Source organism: Actinoplanes sandaracinus (assembly GCF_030009775.1).
Taxonomy (GTDB): Bacteria; Actinomycetota; Actinomycetes; order Mycobacteriales; family Micromonosporaceae; genus Actinoplanes; species Actinoplanes sandaracinus.
Window position 1 is genome coordinate 467,806 of the sequence record NZ_JASCTH010000001.1, and the last position, 15,284, is coordinate 483,089.

Consider the following 15,284-nt stretch of genomic DNA (forward strand, 5'->3'; position numbering starts at 1 on the left):
TCACACCATCGCGTCGTTGAGAGGGAGGCCGAACTCGCCGCGGCCGAACATGGACAGGGCCCGCTCGGGGTCGTTGATGGCGTGGACCCGGCCGGAGTGCGCGTCACGCCAGAAACGCTGGATCGGGGTGCCGACGGCGAGGGCCCGGCCGCCGGAGTTCTCGAAGAGCCGGTCGACGGCGCGGATCGCGAGGCCGGTGCCGCGGACCTGGTCGCGGCGGACCCGCAGCCGCAGCGGCATCGGCAGCTTCGCGCCGGCGGTGACGAGGTCCATCAGCTCACGCATGTTGGCCTGCAGGGCGAACCAGGCGGAGTCGATGTCGCCGGCCGCCTCGGCGACGCGCACCTGGGAGTGCGGGTCCTCGGCGGCCTTGACGCCGACGTAGGAGGCGCGAACCCGGCTACGGGTGTAGTCGACGTGTGCCTGGTAGGCGCCGGTGGCCATGCCGATGATCGGCGTGGTGATCGCGTAGGAGAACAGTGACGCGTACGGGATCCGGTAGAGCGCGCCCGGGTTCTGCTCCTGACCGGGGCAGACGCAGCGGGCGGTGTCGTTGAAGCTCAGCGACCGGTACTCCGGCACGAACGCGTCGGTCACCACGATGTCGTTGCTGCCGGTGCCGCGCAGGCCGACGGTGTGCCAGACGTCCTCGATCGTGTAGTCGCTCGCCGGCAGCAGGAAGGTGCGGAAGTCGGCGGGCGTGCCGTCGTCGCCGGGCGGGACGATGCCGCCGAGCAGCACCCAGGTGGCGTGGTCGCAGCCGGAGGAGAAGCTCCAGCGGCCGTTGACCCGGAAACCGCCGTCGACCCTGCTGATCTTGCCGGTGGGCGCGTAGGACGACGACATCCGGGTGCCGGTGTCGGCGCTCCACACGTCCTGCTGGGCGCGGTCCGGGAAGAGGGCGAGCTGCCAGTTGTGGACGCCGATGACGGAGGCGACCCAGCCGGTGGAGCCGCACGCGGCGGCGATCTCGCGGACGCCGGTGAGGAAGGTGAGCGGGTGCGATTCGTGACCGCCGAACCGGGCCGGCTGCAGCAGGCGGAAGAAGCCGGACTCGGCGAGCGCTTTGACCGTTTCTGGCGCGAGGGCCCGGCGGTCCTCGGTCTCCTGCGCCCGCTCGCGCAGAACCGGTAATAGTTCACGGACTCTGTCGAGGACCGCTTCCATGGGATCCCTCCAGGCTGGTTGGCCGCATGTCGAGCGACCCCTATACTAGAACACGTTCTACCTAGGGACCAGGAGTGGGACATGAGCATCAGCCAGCAACCGCGCACCATCGACGCCGGGCGGCCACCGGTGAGGTTCGCCCGGGGGTGGCACTGCCTGGGGCCGGCCAGCACGTTCCGCGACGGGAGGCCGCACGCGATCGAGGCGTTCGGCACCAAACTCGTGGTCTTCGCGGACTCGTCCGGTGACCTGCACGTGCTCGACGGCTACTGCCGCCACATGGGCGGCGACCTCACCCAGGGCACGATCAAGGGCGACACCATCGCCTGCCCGTTCCACGACTGGCGGTGGCGCGGCGACGGCCGCTGCGCCGACGTGCCGTATGCCCACCGCGTCCCGTCACGCGCCCGCACCCGCTCATGGACGACCTGCGAACAGAACCGTCAACTGTTCGTCTGGAACGATCCGCAGGGCAATCCCCCGCCGCCCGAGGTGGCGATCCCCCGCATCGAGGGCGCCTTCTCCAGCGAGTGGAGCGACTGGACCTGGGATTCGGTGCGGATCGACGGCGCCAACTGCCGCGAGGTCATCGACAACGTGGTGGACATGGCGCACTTCTTCTACATCCACTTCGCGTTCCCGACGTTCTTCAAGAACGTCATGGAAGGGCATGTCGCCGCACAGTTCCTGAACACCCGGCCGCGACCCGACGTGCCGACCACGGCCAGCCAGGCCGGCGATGCCACGCTGCGATCCGAGGCGGCCTACTACGGACCGTCCTACATGATCGATTACCTGTACCACGACTGGCACGGGATCAACGTCGAGTCGGTGCTGATCAACTGCCACTATCCGGTCACGCCGGACTCGTTCGTGCTGCAGTGGGGCGTCATCGTCAAACGGCTGCCGGGGCTCACCACCGAGCAGGCGGCCAAGGCGGCCGGCAAGTTCGCGGAGAGCATCGGCGTCGGATTCCTCCAGGACGTGGAGATCTGGAAGAACAAGACCCGCATCGACAACCCGCTGCTCTGCGCCGAGGACGGGCCGGTCTACCAGCTCCGCCGGTGGTACGAGCAGTTCTACACCGACGTCGAGGACGTCACCGACGACATGGTCGCCCGTTACGAGTTCGAGGTCGACACCTCCCGGGCGGTCCAGACGTGGGAGGCCGAGGTCGCCGCCAACCAGGCACGGGCAGCCGCCTCGTGAACTCCTCCGAGCTCCAGGACTATCTCGCCGGCGGGCTCACCGACGTGCGCTGCGAGGCCTGCGGCCACCAGGTCCGGGCCGGCAAACGCAGTGCCATGCAGACCAGCGTGCAGTGGGCCGGCCGGGCCTGCGCACGGCTGGACGAGGAGGCGGGCGGGCGGCCCACCGCGCTGGTGCCGACCTGCCCGGCGCTGCGGGAGAGCATCGACCGAGCGGTACGTGAGGGTCGCCTGGAGGTGAGTTGATGCCGGTCTTCCACCCGATCCGGGTCGCCGCGGTCATCCGCGAGACCGCGGACGCCTGCTCCCTGGTCCTCGACGCCGACCTCGGCTACCGGCCCGGGCAGTACCTGACGGTCCGCACCCCCGTGGGGGCCCGCTGCTACTCCCTGGCCAGTTCACCGTTCACCGGCGAGCCACCCAAGGTCACGGTGAAACGGGTCCGCGACGGGCAGGTGTCGAACTGGATCTGCGACCACGTCCGCGCCGGGGACGTAGTGGAGATGTCCGAGCCCGCGGGAACGTTCACCCCGGACTCGTTCGACGACGACCTGCTGCTGCTCGCGGGCGGGTCGGGCATCACCCCGATCATGGGGATCATCAAGTCGATGCGGGGCGATCCCGCTCTGGTGTACGCCAATCGCGACCCCGGATCGATCATCTTCAAGGACGAGCTGGACGGGCTGCTGCCGGTGACGCACTGGCTGGACAGCGAGCGCGGTGTGCCCACCGCCGACGGGCTGGCGGAACTGCTCTGGCCGTACCGGAGCCGGGTCGCGTTCGTCTGTGGCCCGGAAGCGTTCGTCGCCGTCGCGGAGAAGGCGCTGCAACTCGCCGGCGTGCCGGCCGAACGGATCCGGGTGGAGCGGTTCGAGGTGGTCGCCACCACCGGCCGGGAGGCGGTCGCCGAGGTGGAACTCGACGGGCGGACCCATGTGCTGCCGTGGGCGGCCGGCAAGCGGCTGCTCGACGTGATCATCGACGCGGGCCTGAACCCGCCGTACTCGTGCCGGCAAGGGCAGTGCGGGGCGTGCGCGTGCCGCCTGCTCAGCGGTGAGATCGAGATGGTCAACAACGAGATCCTGGAGGAGGAGGACTTCGCCGAGGGCTACATCCTCGCCTGCCAGGCCCTCCCGCTCACCGACAACGTCTCAGTCACCTACCGGTGACCGGCGACCGACGCGGCCGGCGGGCGGCGCCGTCCGGAGGATGTCCGAGACGACGCTGACCGCCGGCCGGGTCGCGAGGACGGCGATCTCAGACGGCGCCGGGCGACCGGCTCGCCAGTTCGCGGGCGATGGTGATCAGCTGGTCCTCCTGGCCGCCGACCAGCCGGCGCTCGCCGGCACGGACCAGGATCTCGGCACCGGAGACGCCGTACCGCTCGGCCAGCGTCCAGGCGTGCATGAGGAAGCTGGAGTAGACGCCCGCATAACCCATGATCAGGGCCATCCGATCGAGTCGGCACTCGTCGGGCATCGCCGGGCGGACCACGTCCTCGGCCGCGTCGACGATCTTGAAGAAATCGACGCCGGTGCGAATGCCGAGCTTGTCGCAGACGCCGACGAACGCCTCCACCGGCGTGTTGCCCGCGCCCGCGCCGAAACGACGGGTGCTGCCGTCGATCTGCCGCGCACCGGCCCGGTAGGCGAGGATTGAGTTGGCCACCCCGAGACCGAGGTTCTCGTGGCCGTGGAAACCGACCTGCGCGTCATCGCCCAGCTCGGCGACGAGCGCGGCCACCCGGTCGCCGACCTGGTCGAGCACGAGGGCGCCGGCGGAGTCGACCACGTAGACGCACTGGCAGCCGGCATCCGCCATGATCCGGGCCTGCTTCGCCAGCTCCGCCGGCGCGATGGAGTGGGCCATCATCAGGAAGCCCACGGTCTCCAGGCCCAGATCGCGGGCGATGCCGAAGTGCTGGACGGCGATGTCGGCCTCGGTGCAGTGGGTGGCGATCCGGCAGACGGTCGCGCCGTTGCCGGCCGCCTCGCGGATGTCGTCGAAGACGCCGACCCCGGGCAGCATCAGGAAGGCGATCTTCGCGTTGCGGGCCGCCTTCACGGCCGCCGTGATCAGCTCCTGCTCCGGGGTACGGCTGAGGCCGTAGGTGAAACTCGACCCGCCCAGCCCGTCGCCGTGGGTCACCTCGATCACCGGCACACCGGCGTCGTCGAGGGCCTCGACGATGGCCGTGACCTCGCCGATCGTGAACTGGTGGCGTTTGGCGTGGGAGCCGTCACGCAGGGTCGAGTCGGTGATCCTAAGATCGGGCAAGTTCCTCACCCACTCTGGTCGCGGCAGCGGTCATGATGTCCAGGTTCCCGGCATATCTCGGCATGTAGTCGCCAGAGCCCTCGATCTCCACGAAGATCGCGACTCGCATCCGGTCGCCCACCGGATCGAACTGCGGCTCGTCCAGCAGCCGATACCCCGGCACGTACGCCGAGATCTCGGCCACGCGGTCGACGACGGACTTGGTGATGATCGCGGGGTCGGCGCCGGCGGTGACCGCACAGAAGATCGTGTCCCGCATGATCAACGGCGGGGACGCGGGGTTCAGCACGATGATCGCCTTCCCGCGGGCGGCTCCGCCGATCACCTCCAGCCCACGGCTCGTGGCCCGGGTGAACTCGTCGATGTTCGCCCTGGTCCCCGGTCCCGCCGACCGTGACGCCACAGTGGCCACGATCTCGGCATAGCTGACCGGCGTCACCCGCGACACCGCGTGCACCATCGGGATGGTCGCCTGCCCGCCACAGGTGATCAGGTTGAGGTTCGGCGCGTCCCGGTGCTCCCCGAGGTTCACCTCCGGCACCACGCCCGGGCCGATCGCCGCCGGCGTCAGGTCGATCGCCCGGATCCCCGCCGCCGCGTACCGTGGCGCGTTCGTCCGGTGCACCGCCGCCGAGGTGGCCTCGAACACCAGGTCGGGCAGTGGATCTTGAGCGAGCAGCCAGTCCACTCCGCCGGCGCCGGTCGCGAGCCCGTTGTCGGCGGCCCGCCGCAGCCCCGGACTCTCCCGGTCGATCCCGGCCATCCACCGTGGATCGATCACCGGCGACCTGAGCAGCTTGTACATCAGGTCGGTCCCGATGTTCCCCGACCCCACGATCGCCGCGGTCAACGTCACGGCGTCCCTCCCTTCGCGAATGTCAGCCGCACGTCACCGAGCCCGGTGAACTCGGCCCGGAACTCGTCGCCCGGCCGCACGTCGACGGCCCGCGCGCACGCACCCGGCATGATCAGATGCCCGGCCCGCAGGCGGACGCCGAATCGCGCCACCGTCCGCGCCAGCCACGCCACCGCGGTCACCGGATTCCCCAGCACGGCGTCGGAACGGCCCGCCGCCACCGCCTCCGTCCCCCGGAACAACACCGCGGCGATGCCGCGAGGATCAATCTCATTCGGCGGTACGCGCTGAGCACCCACCACGAACCCCGCGGAAGAGGCGTTGTCGGCGATCGTGTCGGCCAGGCTGATCCGCCAGTCGGCGATCCGGCTGTCGATCAGCTCGATCGACGGCGCGAGCGCCTCGGTGGCCGCGAGCACGTCCGCCTCGGTGCAGGACTCCCCGGGCAGGTCGTCCCCGAGCAGGAACGCCACCTCGATCTCCACCCGTGGAAAGCAGTAGCGCTCCGCGTTCACCGGCTCGTCCTCGGAGAGCCGCATGTCAGCGAGCAGATGCCCGTAGTCGGGCTCGTCGACGCCCATCATCTCCTGCATGGCCTTTGACGAGAGCCCCACCTTGTGCCCGACGACCGGTGCGCTGCGCCGCCGGATGTTGCGCAACTGGATCTCGTAGGCGTCGGCCGCCGTGAGCCCCGGGGACTCGCGGGTGATCGGCGCGACCGGGATCCGGTCCCGCTCGGCATCCCGCAAACGATCAGCGAACATGCTCAGCTCAGTCGCGGTCATCATGCCCTGCCAGCCTCTCCCGCCGTGGCGCCCGGTCCTTCTCCCGGCCGCCCACCCGCGCCATCTCCCGACCCTTCACCCGACCACCCGCCCGAACCGTCGGTCGGTCTCCCGCCCGGCCCCTCGGTCGGTCTCCCTCTCGAACCCTCGGTCGATCTGCCGCCTAGACCCGCGGCCGTCCACCCGCTCGAACCCTCGGCCGTCCACCCGCTCGAACCCTCGGCCGTCCACCCGCTCGAACCCTCGGTCGGTCTCCCGTCCGAGCTCTCGGTCGATCTCCCGCCCGAACCCTCTCTGAACGCCTCGCTCGGCCTTCGTAGAAAAGCCCTGCCAACGAGCGGCCCTCGCCCTCGGGATCCGCCTCCCACTTCGCCCGAGCCACGTCGACTCGCTCTCGCATTCGGAGGTGTCTCCTCCGCCGCATCAGCCGCAGTGCCTCCGCCTACGGTCGGCTCCAGCATGGTGTGGTGCGCAACCTCGACACCCGCTGCGGGTGTGGCCACACCCGCAGCGGGTGTCGAGTTCTCAGAGGATGTGTGGTCGCCAGGCTGCACGGTCGAATCCGAATGGGCCTGGCCATCCGCCACCGCCCCCCTGGGCGGCGAGCCCTCCACCTCCAGCCCCGCGGGCGGCGAGTCCTCCGCCCCCAGCCCCGCGGGCGGCGGGCCGTCTGCCATCAGCCCCGCGGGCGGCGGGCCGTCTGCGGGGTGGATCGAGGCACGGTGGGCATCGGCGGACGGGGTGGCAGGGGTGGGCGGAGTGGCAGGGGTGGGCGGAGTGGCAGGAGTCGGCGGGGACGCAGGGGTGGGCGGGGTGGATGCGTGGTGGCCGGCTCGACGGCCGGAGAAGACGCAGTCGGCGAGGGAGAGGCCGCTGACGTAGGAGCCGGAGCAGATACCGACGGCGGTACGGCCGGCGGCGTAGAGGCCCGGGATCACGGTGGCGCCGGGCCTCAGTACCTGACCGGTGTTCTCGTCGACGGTGAGGCCACCGAGGGTGAGCATCGGGGCCGGTGACGCCCGCACCGACACGTCCAGCAGCGAAAACGGCGGCCTGACCAGCAGGTGTGTGAGGTCCGCGGCCTTGCCTGCCGGGTCGGGGTGGCCCTCGCGGCAAGCCGTGTTGGCGGCGGCTACCGTCGCGGTCAGGCCGTCCGGGTCGATTCCGGCACGGCGGGCCAGCTTCGTGAGGGTCGGCGCGGAGATGCGCCGAGCGGTGAACAGCCACCGCGCCTGGAGGCGCTGGAACCACAGGGTCTGCTTGCGCAGCTGACGCCGGGCCCGCCGGAACACGGTCGCGTCGAGGAGCAGCCATGCCCGCCCGTCCGGGCTGCGGAGCACGGCGTCGCCGATCGCCGCGCCATAGCGGGACTCGTCGCAGATCCGGCGGCCGTTCCGGTCGACGAGCAACCCTCCCAGCAGCGCCGACGGCGGGGTGAGGAACCGCCAGAGGGTGACCCGGTCCAGGTGTGCGGTGCCCGCCCCCACGCTGGTCCCGAGCCGGATGCCCGCGCCGTCGTCGCCGGGCGTCCCGAGCCGCAGACCGCCGCGGTAACCGGGCGCGTGCTGCCGCATCAGCGCCCGGTCGAAGACGAAACCGCCGGCCGCCAGCACCACCGCGTCCGCGCGGATGTGCAGGTCGCGGCCGTAGCGGTTCTCGACCCGGACAGCCGCCCGGTGCAACAGCCGGCCGAGCCCCGGCAGGTAGACGCCGGGCTTGACCGACCACCGGTGCAGCCGGTCGTGAGCGAGCCGGGCCCAGCCGGGCGCGTCCCGCAGCGTCCGGCACCGAACGCCCGTGACGCGCCCACCAAGGCTCGCGGCCGTCCCCGACCCGCCCGCCGTGGCGGCCGGATCCGCCGTCGCGCGCGGGTCCGCCGTCGCGGGCGGGTCCGCCGTCGCGGGCGGGTCCGCCGACCCGAGCAGGTCCGCCGACGCGGCCGGGTCCGCCGACGCGGCCGGGTCCGCCGACGCGGCCGGGTCCGCCGACCCGAGCAGGTCCGCTGACCCGAGCAGGTCCGCTGACACGGGCGGGTCCTCTGACCCGAGCAGGTCCGCCGACACGGGCGGGTCCGGGAGCGTGGTGAGGCTGACCGCCTCGGTCTGGGGGAGGAAGCGGACACCGCGAGCTCGGGCGGCCTCGGCGAGGCGGGCGTGGAGCGTGCCGCCGGAGGTGCCGCGGGCGCGGACCCGGTGGCCGCGCGGAGCCGGCGACGGATAGACGTGTTCGCTGCCCGACTGGTACAGGTAGTGACGGTTCGTCGGATAGGACGTCTTGTAGGGGCAGAGGCTCGCGTCGAACGGGACCCCGTGGTCCTCCAGCCAGCCGAGCAGAGCGGCGGACTCGTCGCAGAACCGGCGCAGGGTGGCGGCCGATACCGCGTCGCCGACCTCGTGGCGCAGGTAGCCGTACATCGCCTCGGGGGTGTCCTCGATGCCGGCCGCCCGCTGCTGGCGGGTGCCGCCGCCGGCGTAGACGATGCCGCCGGAGATGGCGGTGGCGCCGCCGCCGGTGAACCGGTCGATGACCAGAACGGTCGCGCCGGACTCGGCGGCCTCGATCGCGGCGCTGACCCCGGCCGCGCCGAAACCCACCACCACGACGGCGGCCGACTCGTCCACGCGGACCTCCCGGGGCTGCGCCGACGCTAGGCGCAGCGACCGAATAACTATAACCTGTTCTAGTGGCTATCGAGGAGGCATTCGACGTCGTCGTGGTCGGCAGCGGCGCGGCCGGCATGACCGCCGCGCTCACCGCGGCCCATCACGGGCTCAAGACTGTGGTGGTGGAGGGCGCGACGGTGTACGGCGGATCCACCGCCCGCTCCGGCGGCGGCCTGTGGCTGCCGGGAACGGAAGCGGCTACCTACCTGAAACACGTTACAGGCGATGAGGTGCCGGCGGGCCGACGAGACGCGCTTCTCGAACACGGGCCGGCGGTGCTCGCCTTCGTCCGTGAGCACACGCCGCTGGAGTTCGCCAAGGTGCCGGGCTATCCCGACTACCACCCGGAGGCCCCTGGCGGCCTGGCCGAGGGGCGGACCGTCGAGCCGCGGCCGTTGGACGTCCGCCGGGTCGCGGCCGATCTGGACACCCTCGCGCCGCCGTACCGGGCCGCGCCGAGCGGGATGGCGGTGACCGCGGTCGACTACCGGTGGCTGTCGCTGGGTCTGCGGCATCCACGGTCGGCGCTGACCGCGATCCGGCTGGCCGCCGGCCGGTTCCAGGGCCGCCGCCTCACCATGGGCCAGGCCCTCGCCGCCGGATTGCGGGCGGGGCTGCGCGCGGCCGGTGTGCCGGTGCGTCTGGGGACGCCGATGACCAGCCTCGTCACCGCTCAGGGCCGGGTCACCGGGGTCCGCTGTGGCGAGTCGCGGTTGACGGCCCGGCTCGGCGTGGTGCTGACCAGCGGCGGGTTCGAGCACAACGAGCGGATGCGGCGGGAGCACCAGGGCCTGGGCATCGAGGGCACGGTCGGCGCGACCGGCAACACCGGCGCCGGGATCGAGGCCGGCCGGCGGCTGGGCGCGGCCCTCGACCTGATGGACGAGGCGTGGTGGGGACCGGCGCTGCCTCTCACCGGCGGACCGTACTTCTGCCTGGCCGAGCGCAACCTGCCGGGCAGCCTGATCGTCGACGGCACCGGCCGCCGGTTCGCCAACGAGGCGGCGCCGTACGTCGACTTCGTGCACGTCATGCTGGGCCGGACCGGGTCGGGCACGCACTGCCCGACCTGGCTGATCACCGACCGCACCTACCGGGACCGCTACCTGTTCGCCGGCCATCCGCCCCGGGCCCCGCTGCCGCGCCGCTGGTTCGACGCGGGCGTGGCGCACCGCGCGGACACTCTGGACGGCCTGGCCGGCCGGATCGGGGTGCCTGCCGGGTCGTTGCGGGAGACCGTGGAGCGGTTCAACGGTTTCGCGGTGAACGGGCGGGACGAGGACTTCGGGCGGGGCGATTCGGCCTACGACCGCTACTACGGCGACCCGCGCCAGCACCCGAACCCCTGCCTGGGGCCGCTGCGCAAGCCGCCGTTCCACGCGTTCGCCCTGATCCCCGGCGACCTGGGCACCAAGGGCGGCTTGCGCACCGACGAACGGGCCCGCGTGCTGCGCCCCGACGGCACGGCGATCCCCGGCCTGTACGCCGCCGGCAACGCCTCCGCCTCGGTGATGGGCCGGGGGTACGCCGGAGCGGGCGCCACCCTGGGCCCGGCGATGACCTTCGGTTACCTGGCCGCCCTGGACCTGGCGGTGTGAAGATCAAGCCCGGCCGGCTCTCAGCGCTGTCACAAACCCCGGTGACACAGCGCTGCGGGCCGGCCGGATGGCGATCCATCGCTGTGGTGGACGGCGTTGAATACCGTGACGCTGTCGCCTTCGCGGCACCTTTCTGATGTGGATCACTACGGGGGTGAGCGTGCCGACCCAACTGGCGCCTGCCGCAGTCAAGTCCGGGCATACCGGGCCCAGTCAGCTCAGACCAGCCGAGTCCGCCCCTGTCGAAACACCCGGAAGGGCCGCGCGGATCCGCGGCCGGCTGACCACGCCCCGGCTCTATGCGCTGGTCGCGGCCGGATTGGTGCTGGTGGGGCTGGCGGCGGGAACGGCCGCGGTCGCCGCGGTCCAGGACCGGTCCGGGCTGATCCAGAACGTCTCCGGGGTGAGCGGCCCGCTCAGTGTGGACGCGCAGACGCTGTACCGGGAACTCGCCGACGCCGACGCGACCGCGGCGACCGCGTTCCTGTCGGACGGCGGCGAGTCGGCCGTGCTGCGCAGCCGCTATCTCGACGACATCGCCCAGGCCAGCGCGGCCTTGACGGTGGCGCTGCAGTATGCCGAGGACGAGCGGGACACGGAGTCGCTGCGGCTGGTCGCCGACCGGCTGCCGGTCTACACCGGGCTGGTCGAGACGGCACGGTCGTACCAGCGTCTGGGTGTGCCGCTCGGTGGCGCCTACCTGCGGGAGGCGTCGGGGCTGATGCAGCAGACGGTGCTGCCGGAAGCGGCGAAGCTGTTCGAGAGCGCACAGGCGCGGGTGGCGGCCGAGCAGGACGCCGCCGCCCGTTTCCCGTGGGCGGCGGCGCTGCTCGGGCTGGTGGCAGTGGGTGCGTTGATCTCCGCACAGGTGCTGGTGGCCCGCCGGAGCCGGCGGATCCTCAACCCGGGTCTGGTCGCGGCGACGCTGGCCACGGTGCTCGCGCTGCTGTGGTCGGTGGTGGCGCTGAGCGCGTCGGCGGGCCGGCTGGAGACCGGGGAGCGGGACGGCTCGGCGCTGGTCTCGTTGCTCGCGAACGCCGGCCGGGCGTCGCTGCAGGCCCGCGCCAACGAGTCGCTGACCCTGGTGGCCCGGGGCGGCGGCGCCGCGTTCGAGAAGGACTTCGCCGGACGGATGGACGAGCTGATCGGCACCGACGGGCGGGGCGGGTTGTTCGAGCGGGCGATCGCGCAGGCCCCGGTGGCCGATCGGCCGCTCATCAGCCAGGCCCGCGACGAGACGATCCGCTGGCGTGAGCTGCACCAGCAGGTCCGCGTCCAGGACGACGGCGGCGATTACGACAAGGCGGTCGAACTGGCCACCGCGACCACCGAGGACGCGCTGCCCGCGGTGTTCGCCCGGGTGGACGGGGCGCTGACCGAGGCCCTGGCCACCGCCAACCGGCGGGTGGACCGGCAGGCGAACAGCGCCGACGGCGCGTTGCGCGGCCTGACCGCCGGACTGGTCCTGCTCACCGTGGGCATGGTGGCCGCGGTGGTCCTGGGTTTCCGCCCGCGAATCGAGGAGTACCGGTGAAGGCGACGACGCGCAGGACGCCGGTGAGGGCGACGGCTCCCGGTGGACCGGTGACAGCTACGACCGCTACGACCAGAGGAGTGCCGGTGCGGGCCAGAGCGACGGCGTCCCTGGTGGCGGTCATGCTGCTGGCGGCCGGATGCGGCGCGGACGGCGAACAGCCGCGGACGGTCACGGCCGGTGTCACCGCGTCGGTGCCGCGGCCGCTCAACGTGGCTGACCCGGCCGCGGTGCCGAGCGCCGCCCCGGCCCCGAACTGCGACCCACGGGCCAGCCTGCGGCCGCCGGGCGCGCTGCCGAGAGCCGGCGCGATGCCGGCCGGCAGCAGGATGGCCCAGATCGCCGAGCGGGGCCGTCTGGTCGTCGGCATCGACCAGAACGCGTACCTCTTCGGTTTCCGTGATCCGGCGTCGGGTGAGCTGGTCGGCTTCGAGATCGACTTCGCCCGGGAGATCGCGCGGGCGATCTTCGGCGACCCGTCGAAGGTGCAGTTCCGGGCGATCACCACGGCCGACCGCATCCCGGTCCTGGAGAACAAGCAGGTGGACCTGGTGATCCGGACCATGTCGATGACCTGCGAGCGGTGGCAGAAGGTGTCGTTCTCGTCCGAGTACATCGCCTCGCGGCAGCGGCTGCTGGTCCGGAAGGCCGACGGGATCCGTGACTTCTCCGACATGGCCGGCAAGAAGGTCTGCGCGACCAAGGGCAGCACCAGCATCGTCACGATCGCCGAGCAGCCGGCCGGGCTGATCCCGGTGAGCACCGACAGCACCCTGGACTGTCTGGTGCTGCTCCAGCAGGGGCAGGTCGACGCGGTCTCCACCATCGACATCCTGCTGGCTGGTCTGGCCGCGCAGGACCCGACGACCGAGGTGGTCGGGCATCCGGCCACCGACGAGCCGGCCGGGATCGGCGTGCCGAAGGAGCACGAGGACCTGGTCCGGTTCGTCAACGGGGTGCTGGAGCGGATGCGGTCGGACGGCACCTGGACCCGCATCTACGACCGGTGGCTGCGGGAGCGGCTGGGGTCGGCCACCCCACCGGTCGCGGTCTACCGGGATTGACCGGTCGTTCGGCCGACAGTGCTTCCGGCGGGTCTGGTCTACCCTGGCGCAGCCGGTCGTTGACCGGGGAAAACGGGAAGGATGGCGGGTGCTGACCGCGACCGTGGTGTTCCTGGTGATCGGCGGCGTCGCCGTGGCGATCCTGGCTCTCGCACTGTTCGGCGGCGAGCTGCTGCACTTCGGCCATCCGGAGGCGGGTGGGCCGGTCTCGCTCGAGGTGGTGGCCGGTTTCCTCGGCGCGTTCGGGTTCGCCGGAGCGGCCGCGGCGGAGCTGTCCGGCGCCCGTACCCCCGGATCGATCGCCGTCGCCGCGGTGTGTGGCGCGCTGGCCGCGGTGCCCGCCGCCTGGCTCGCGTGGCGCCTGTCGCGCGCGGCGCGGAACATGCGCACCGACGCCACCCCGCAGCGGGAGCATCTGGTCGGTTCGCTGGGCGTGGTGGTCACGCCGGTGCCGGCCGGGACGGGGTACGGCGAGGTCCGGATCCGTCTCGGCGGTCAGCCGGTCAAGGTCTACGCCCGCGCCGATCGTGCCATTCCCACCGGCGCCCAGGTCTTCGTGATCGAGGCGCCCAGCGATACCAGTGTCGTAGTCGAGGAAACACCCCAACTCGGGAAGGCATAAATGTCTGGATTGCTGATCGCGATCGGCGGCGCGGTGCTGCTGGTCCTGTTGCTCGTGGTGTTCGTGCTGTCCAGGATCAAGGTGGCCGGCCCGAACGAGGCGTTCATCATCACCGGCCGCAAGGGCAAGGTGACGCAGGGCCTGGACGGCAGCAACGTCACCGACATGTCCGGTCAGAAGGTCGTGATGGGCGCGTCGGTGTTCGTGCTGCCGATCGTGCAGAAGCTGCAGTCGCTCGATCTGTCCAGCCGCCGTATCGACGTCAGCATCAAGGGTGCGGTGTCCAAGCAGGGCATCCGGGCCGAGCTGCACGGTGTGGCGATCGTGAAGGTCGGCGGCACCGAGGGCGCGATCCGGGCGGCCGCCCAGCGGTTCCTGCACCAGCAGGCCGAGATCGAGGACTTCACCCGTGAGGTGCTGGCCGGCGCGCTGCGGTCGATCGTCGGCCGGCTCACCATCGAGGAGATCATCCGGGACCGGGCGGCGTTCGCCAGCGCGGTCGCCGAGGAGGCCGAGCACTCGATGACCAACCAGGGTCTGGTGCTCGACGCGTTCCAGTTGCAGGACATCGTGGCCGAGGGGTCTTACCTCCAGGACCTGGGCCGTCCCGAGGCCGCCCGGGTGCTCAAGGACGCGGCGATCGCCGAGGCCCGGGCTCGGCAGGCCGCCGAGCAGGAGCGGCTGCTCGCCGAGGAGGCCATCGCCGAGGCGAACCGGAACCTGTCGCTCAAGCAGGCCTCGATCCAGGCCGAGATCGACGCGGCGAAGGCGCAGTCGGCGGCGGCCGGCCCGCTGGCGCAGGCCGAGCGTGACCAGAAGATCCTGGCCGAGCAGCAGAAGGTGGCCGAGCAGAACGCCGAGCTCAAGCAGCGCCAGCTCGACACCGAGGTGCGTAAGCCCGCCGACGCCGCCCGGTACCGGGTGGAGCAGGAGGCCGAGGCGGCCCGCAGCGCGGCGGTGCTGCACGCCGACGCGCAGCGGCAGGCCACCATCGCGGCGGCGCAGGCGCAGGCCGAGCAGGCCCGCTTGAGCGGTGAGGGTGAGCGGTCCCGTCGTGCGGCGCTGGCCGAGGCGAACGCGATCGAGGGCGCCAAGGAGGGTGAGGCCGAGCAGCGCAGGCGGTCGGCGATCGCCGAGGCGATCGAGCGCGAGGGTGCGGCCGAGGCCGCGGCGATCCTCGCGAAGGGCCGGGCCGAGGCCGAGGCGATGGCCCGCAAGGCCGAGGCGTACGCCCAGTACGGCGACGCCGCCGTGATCGACCTGCTGGTCAAGGTGCTGCCGCAGGTCGTCGAGGCGGCCAGCGCCCCGATCAGCGGCATCGAGAAGCTGACCGTGATCTCGACCGACGGCGCCTCGTCGTTGACGAAGTCGGTGGCCAGCAATGTGGCACAGGGCCTGCAGTTGGGCACCGACCTGACCGGCATCGACCTGGCCGGCCTGCTCGGCAGGATCGGGGAGAAGGCCGCCGCCAACGGCGACCGTGCCGTCGAGGCACGCCCGCAGGACTGAT

At 72.1% G+C, this 15,284-nt stretch carries 12 protein-coding genes and 1 pseudogene; 8 read left to right on the plus strand and 5 right to left on the minus strand.

The genetic code is table 11. The features are described from left to right. Complete coding sequence (hsaA, locus tag QLQ12_RS02190) at positions 1-1,167, minus strand: 3-hydroxy-9,10-secoandrosta-1,3,5(10)-triene-9,17-dione monooxygenase oxygenase subunit (protein WP_282756805.1); 1,167 nt, start codon at positions 1,165-1,167, stop codon at positions 1-3. Positions 1,168-1,248: 81 nt separating this feature from the next. Here hsaA and QLQ12_RS02195 point away from each other — a divergent pair, with 81 nt between their 5' ends. The 3 genes from QLQ12_RS02195 to QLQ12_RS02205 are packed head-to-tail and all read left to right on the plus strand — an operon-like array spanning position 1,249 to position 3,544. Continuing rightward, positions 1,249-2,376: a Rieske 2Fe-2S domain-containing protein gene (locus QLQ12_RS02195; protein ID WP_282756806.1), complete on the plus strand. Its 1,128-nt coding sequence runs from the start codon at positions 1,249-1,251 to the stop codon at positions 2,374-2,376. Next, positions 2,373-2,621 carry a hypothetical protein gene (locus tag QLQ12_RS02200; RefSeq protein WP_282756807.1) on the plus strand — a complete coding sequence of 83 codons (249 nt, stop codon included), beginning with the start codon at positions 2,373-2,375 and terminating at the stop codon, positions 2,619-2,621. The genes QLQ12_RS02195 and QLQ12_RS02200 overlap by 4 nt, the downstream gene beginning before the upstream one ends. Next, entirely contained in the window at positions 2,621-3,544 is a 924-nt protein-coding gene (locus QLQ12_RS02205) for a ferredoxin--NADP reductase (protein ID WP_282756808.1), read from the plus strand. The genes QLQ12_RS02200 and QLQ12_RS02205 overlap by 1 nt, the downstream gene beginning before the upstream one ends. Positions 3,545-3,632: 88 nt before the next feature. On the opposite strand, the gene dmpG is transcribed toward QLQ12_RS02205, so the two are convergent. The 4 genes and pseudogenes from dmpG to QLQ12_RS02225 all read right to left on the minus strand — a co-directional run. After that, on the minus strand, positions 3,633-4,652 hold the full coding sequence (gene dmpG / locus QLQ12_RS02210) for a 4-hydroxy-2-oxovalerate aldolase (protein ID WP_282756809.1): 1,020 nt from the start codon (positions 4,650-4,652) through the stop codon (positions 3,633-3,635). Beyond that, positions 4,639-5,508 (minus strand): acetaldehyde dehydrogenase (acetylating), encoded by an 870-nt coding sequence (locus tag QLQ12_RS02215; RefSeq protein WP_282756810.1) that lies wholly within the window; start codon positions 5,506-5,508, stop codon positions 4,639-4,641. The genes dmpG and QLQ12_RS02215 overlap by 14 nt, the downstream gene beginning before the upstream one ends. Further along, on the minus strand, positions 5,505-6,272 hold the full coding sequence (locus QLQ12_RS02220) for a 2-keto-4-pentenoate hydratase (protein ID WP_282756811.1): 768 nt from the start codon (positions 6,270-6,272) through the stop codon (positions 5,505-5,507). The genes QLQ12_RS02215 and QLQ12_RS02220 overlap by 4 nt, the downstream gene beginning before the upstream one ends. 836 nt (positions 6,273-7,108) lie before the next feature. After that, positions 7,109-8,914, minus strand: a pseudogene (locus QLQ12_RS02225) (FAD-dependent oxidoreductase); the annotation flags it as partial. A 62-nt stretch (positions 8,915-8,976) separates the two neighbouring features. On the opposite strand from QLQ12_RS02225, the gene QLQ12_RS02230 reads away from it, so the two are divergent. The 5 genes from QLQ12_RS02230 (at position 8,977) to QLQ12_RS02250 (ending at position 15,283) form a co-directional block, all read left to right on the plus strand. Further along, positions 8,977-10,554 carry an FAD-dependent oxidoreductase gene (locus QLQ12_RS02230; RefSeq protein WP_282756812.1) on the plus strand — a complete coding sequence of 526 codons (1,578 nt, stop codon included), beginning with the start codon at positions 8,977-8,979 and terminating at the stop codon, positions 10,552-10,554. Between the two features lie 154 nt (positions 10,555-10,708). Beyond that, positions 10,709-12,088, plus strand: coding sequence for a hypothetical protein (locus tag QLQ12_RS02235; RefSeq protein WP_282756813.1), 1,380 nt, complete (start codon positions 10,709-10,711; stop codon positions 12,086-12,088). An 86-nt stretch (positions 12,089-12,174) separates the two neighbouring features. After that, positions 12,175-13,152 carry a glutamate ABC transporter substrate-binding protein gene (locus tag QLQ12_RS02240; protein WP_282756814.1) on the plus strand — a complete coding sequence of 326 codons (978 nt, stop codon included), beginning with the start codon at positions 12,175-12,177 and terminating at the stop codon, positions 13,150-13,152. An 88-nt stretch (positions 13,153-13,240) separates the two neighbouring features. Continuing rightward, positions 13,241-13,774 (plus strand): NfeD family protein, encoded by a 534-nt coding sequence (locus tag QLQ12_RS02245; RefSeq protein WP_282756815.1) that lies wholly within the window; start codon positions 13,241-13,243, stop codon positions 13,772-13,774. Next, positions 13,775-15,283: a flotillin family protein gene (locus QLQ12_RS02250; protein WP_282756816.1), complete on the plus strand. Its 1,509-nt coding sequence runs from the start codon at positions 13,775-13,777 to the stop codon at positions 15,281-15,283. The last annotated feature ends 1 nt before the right edge of the window (position 15,284 follow it).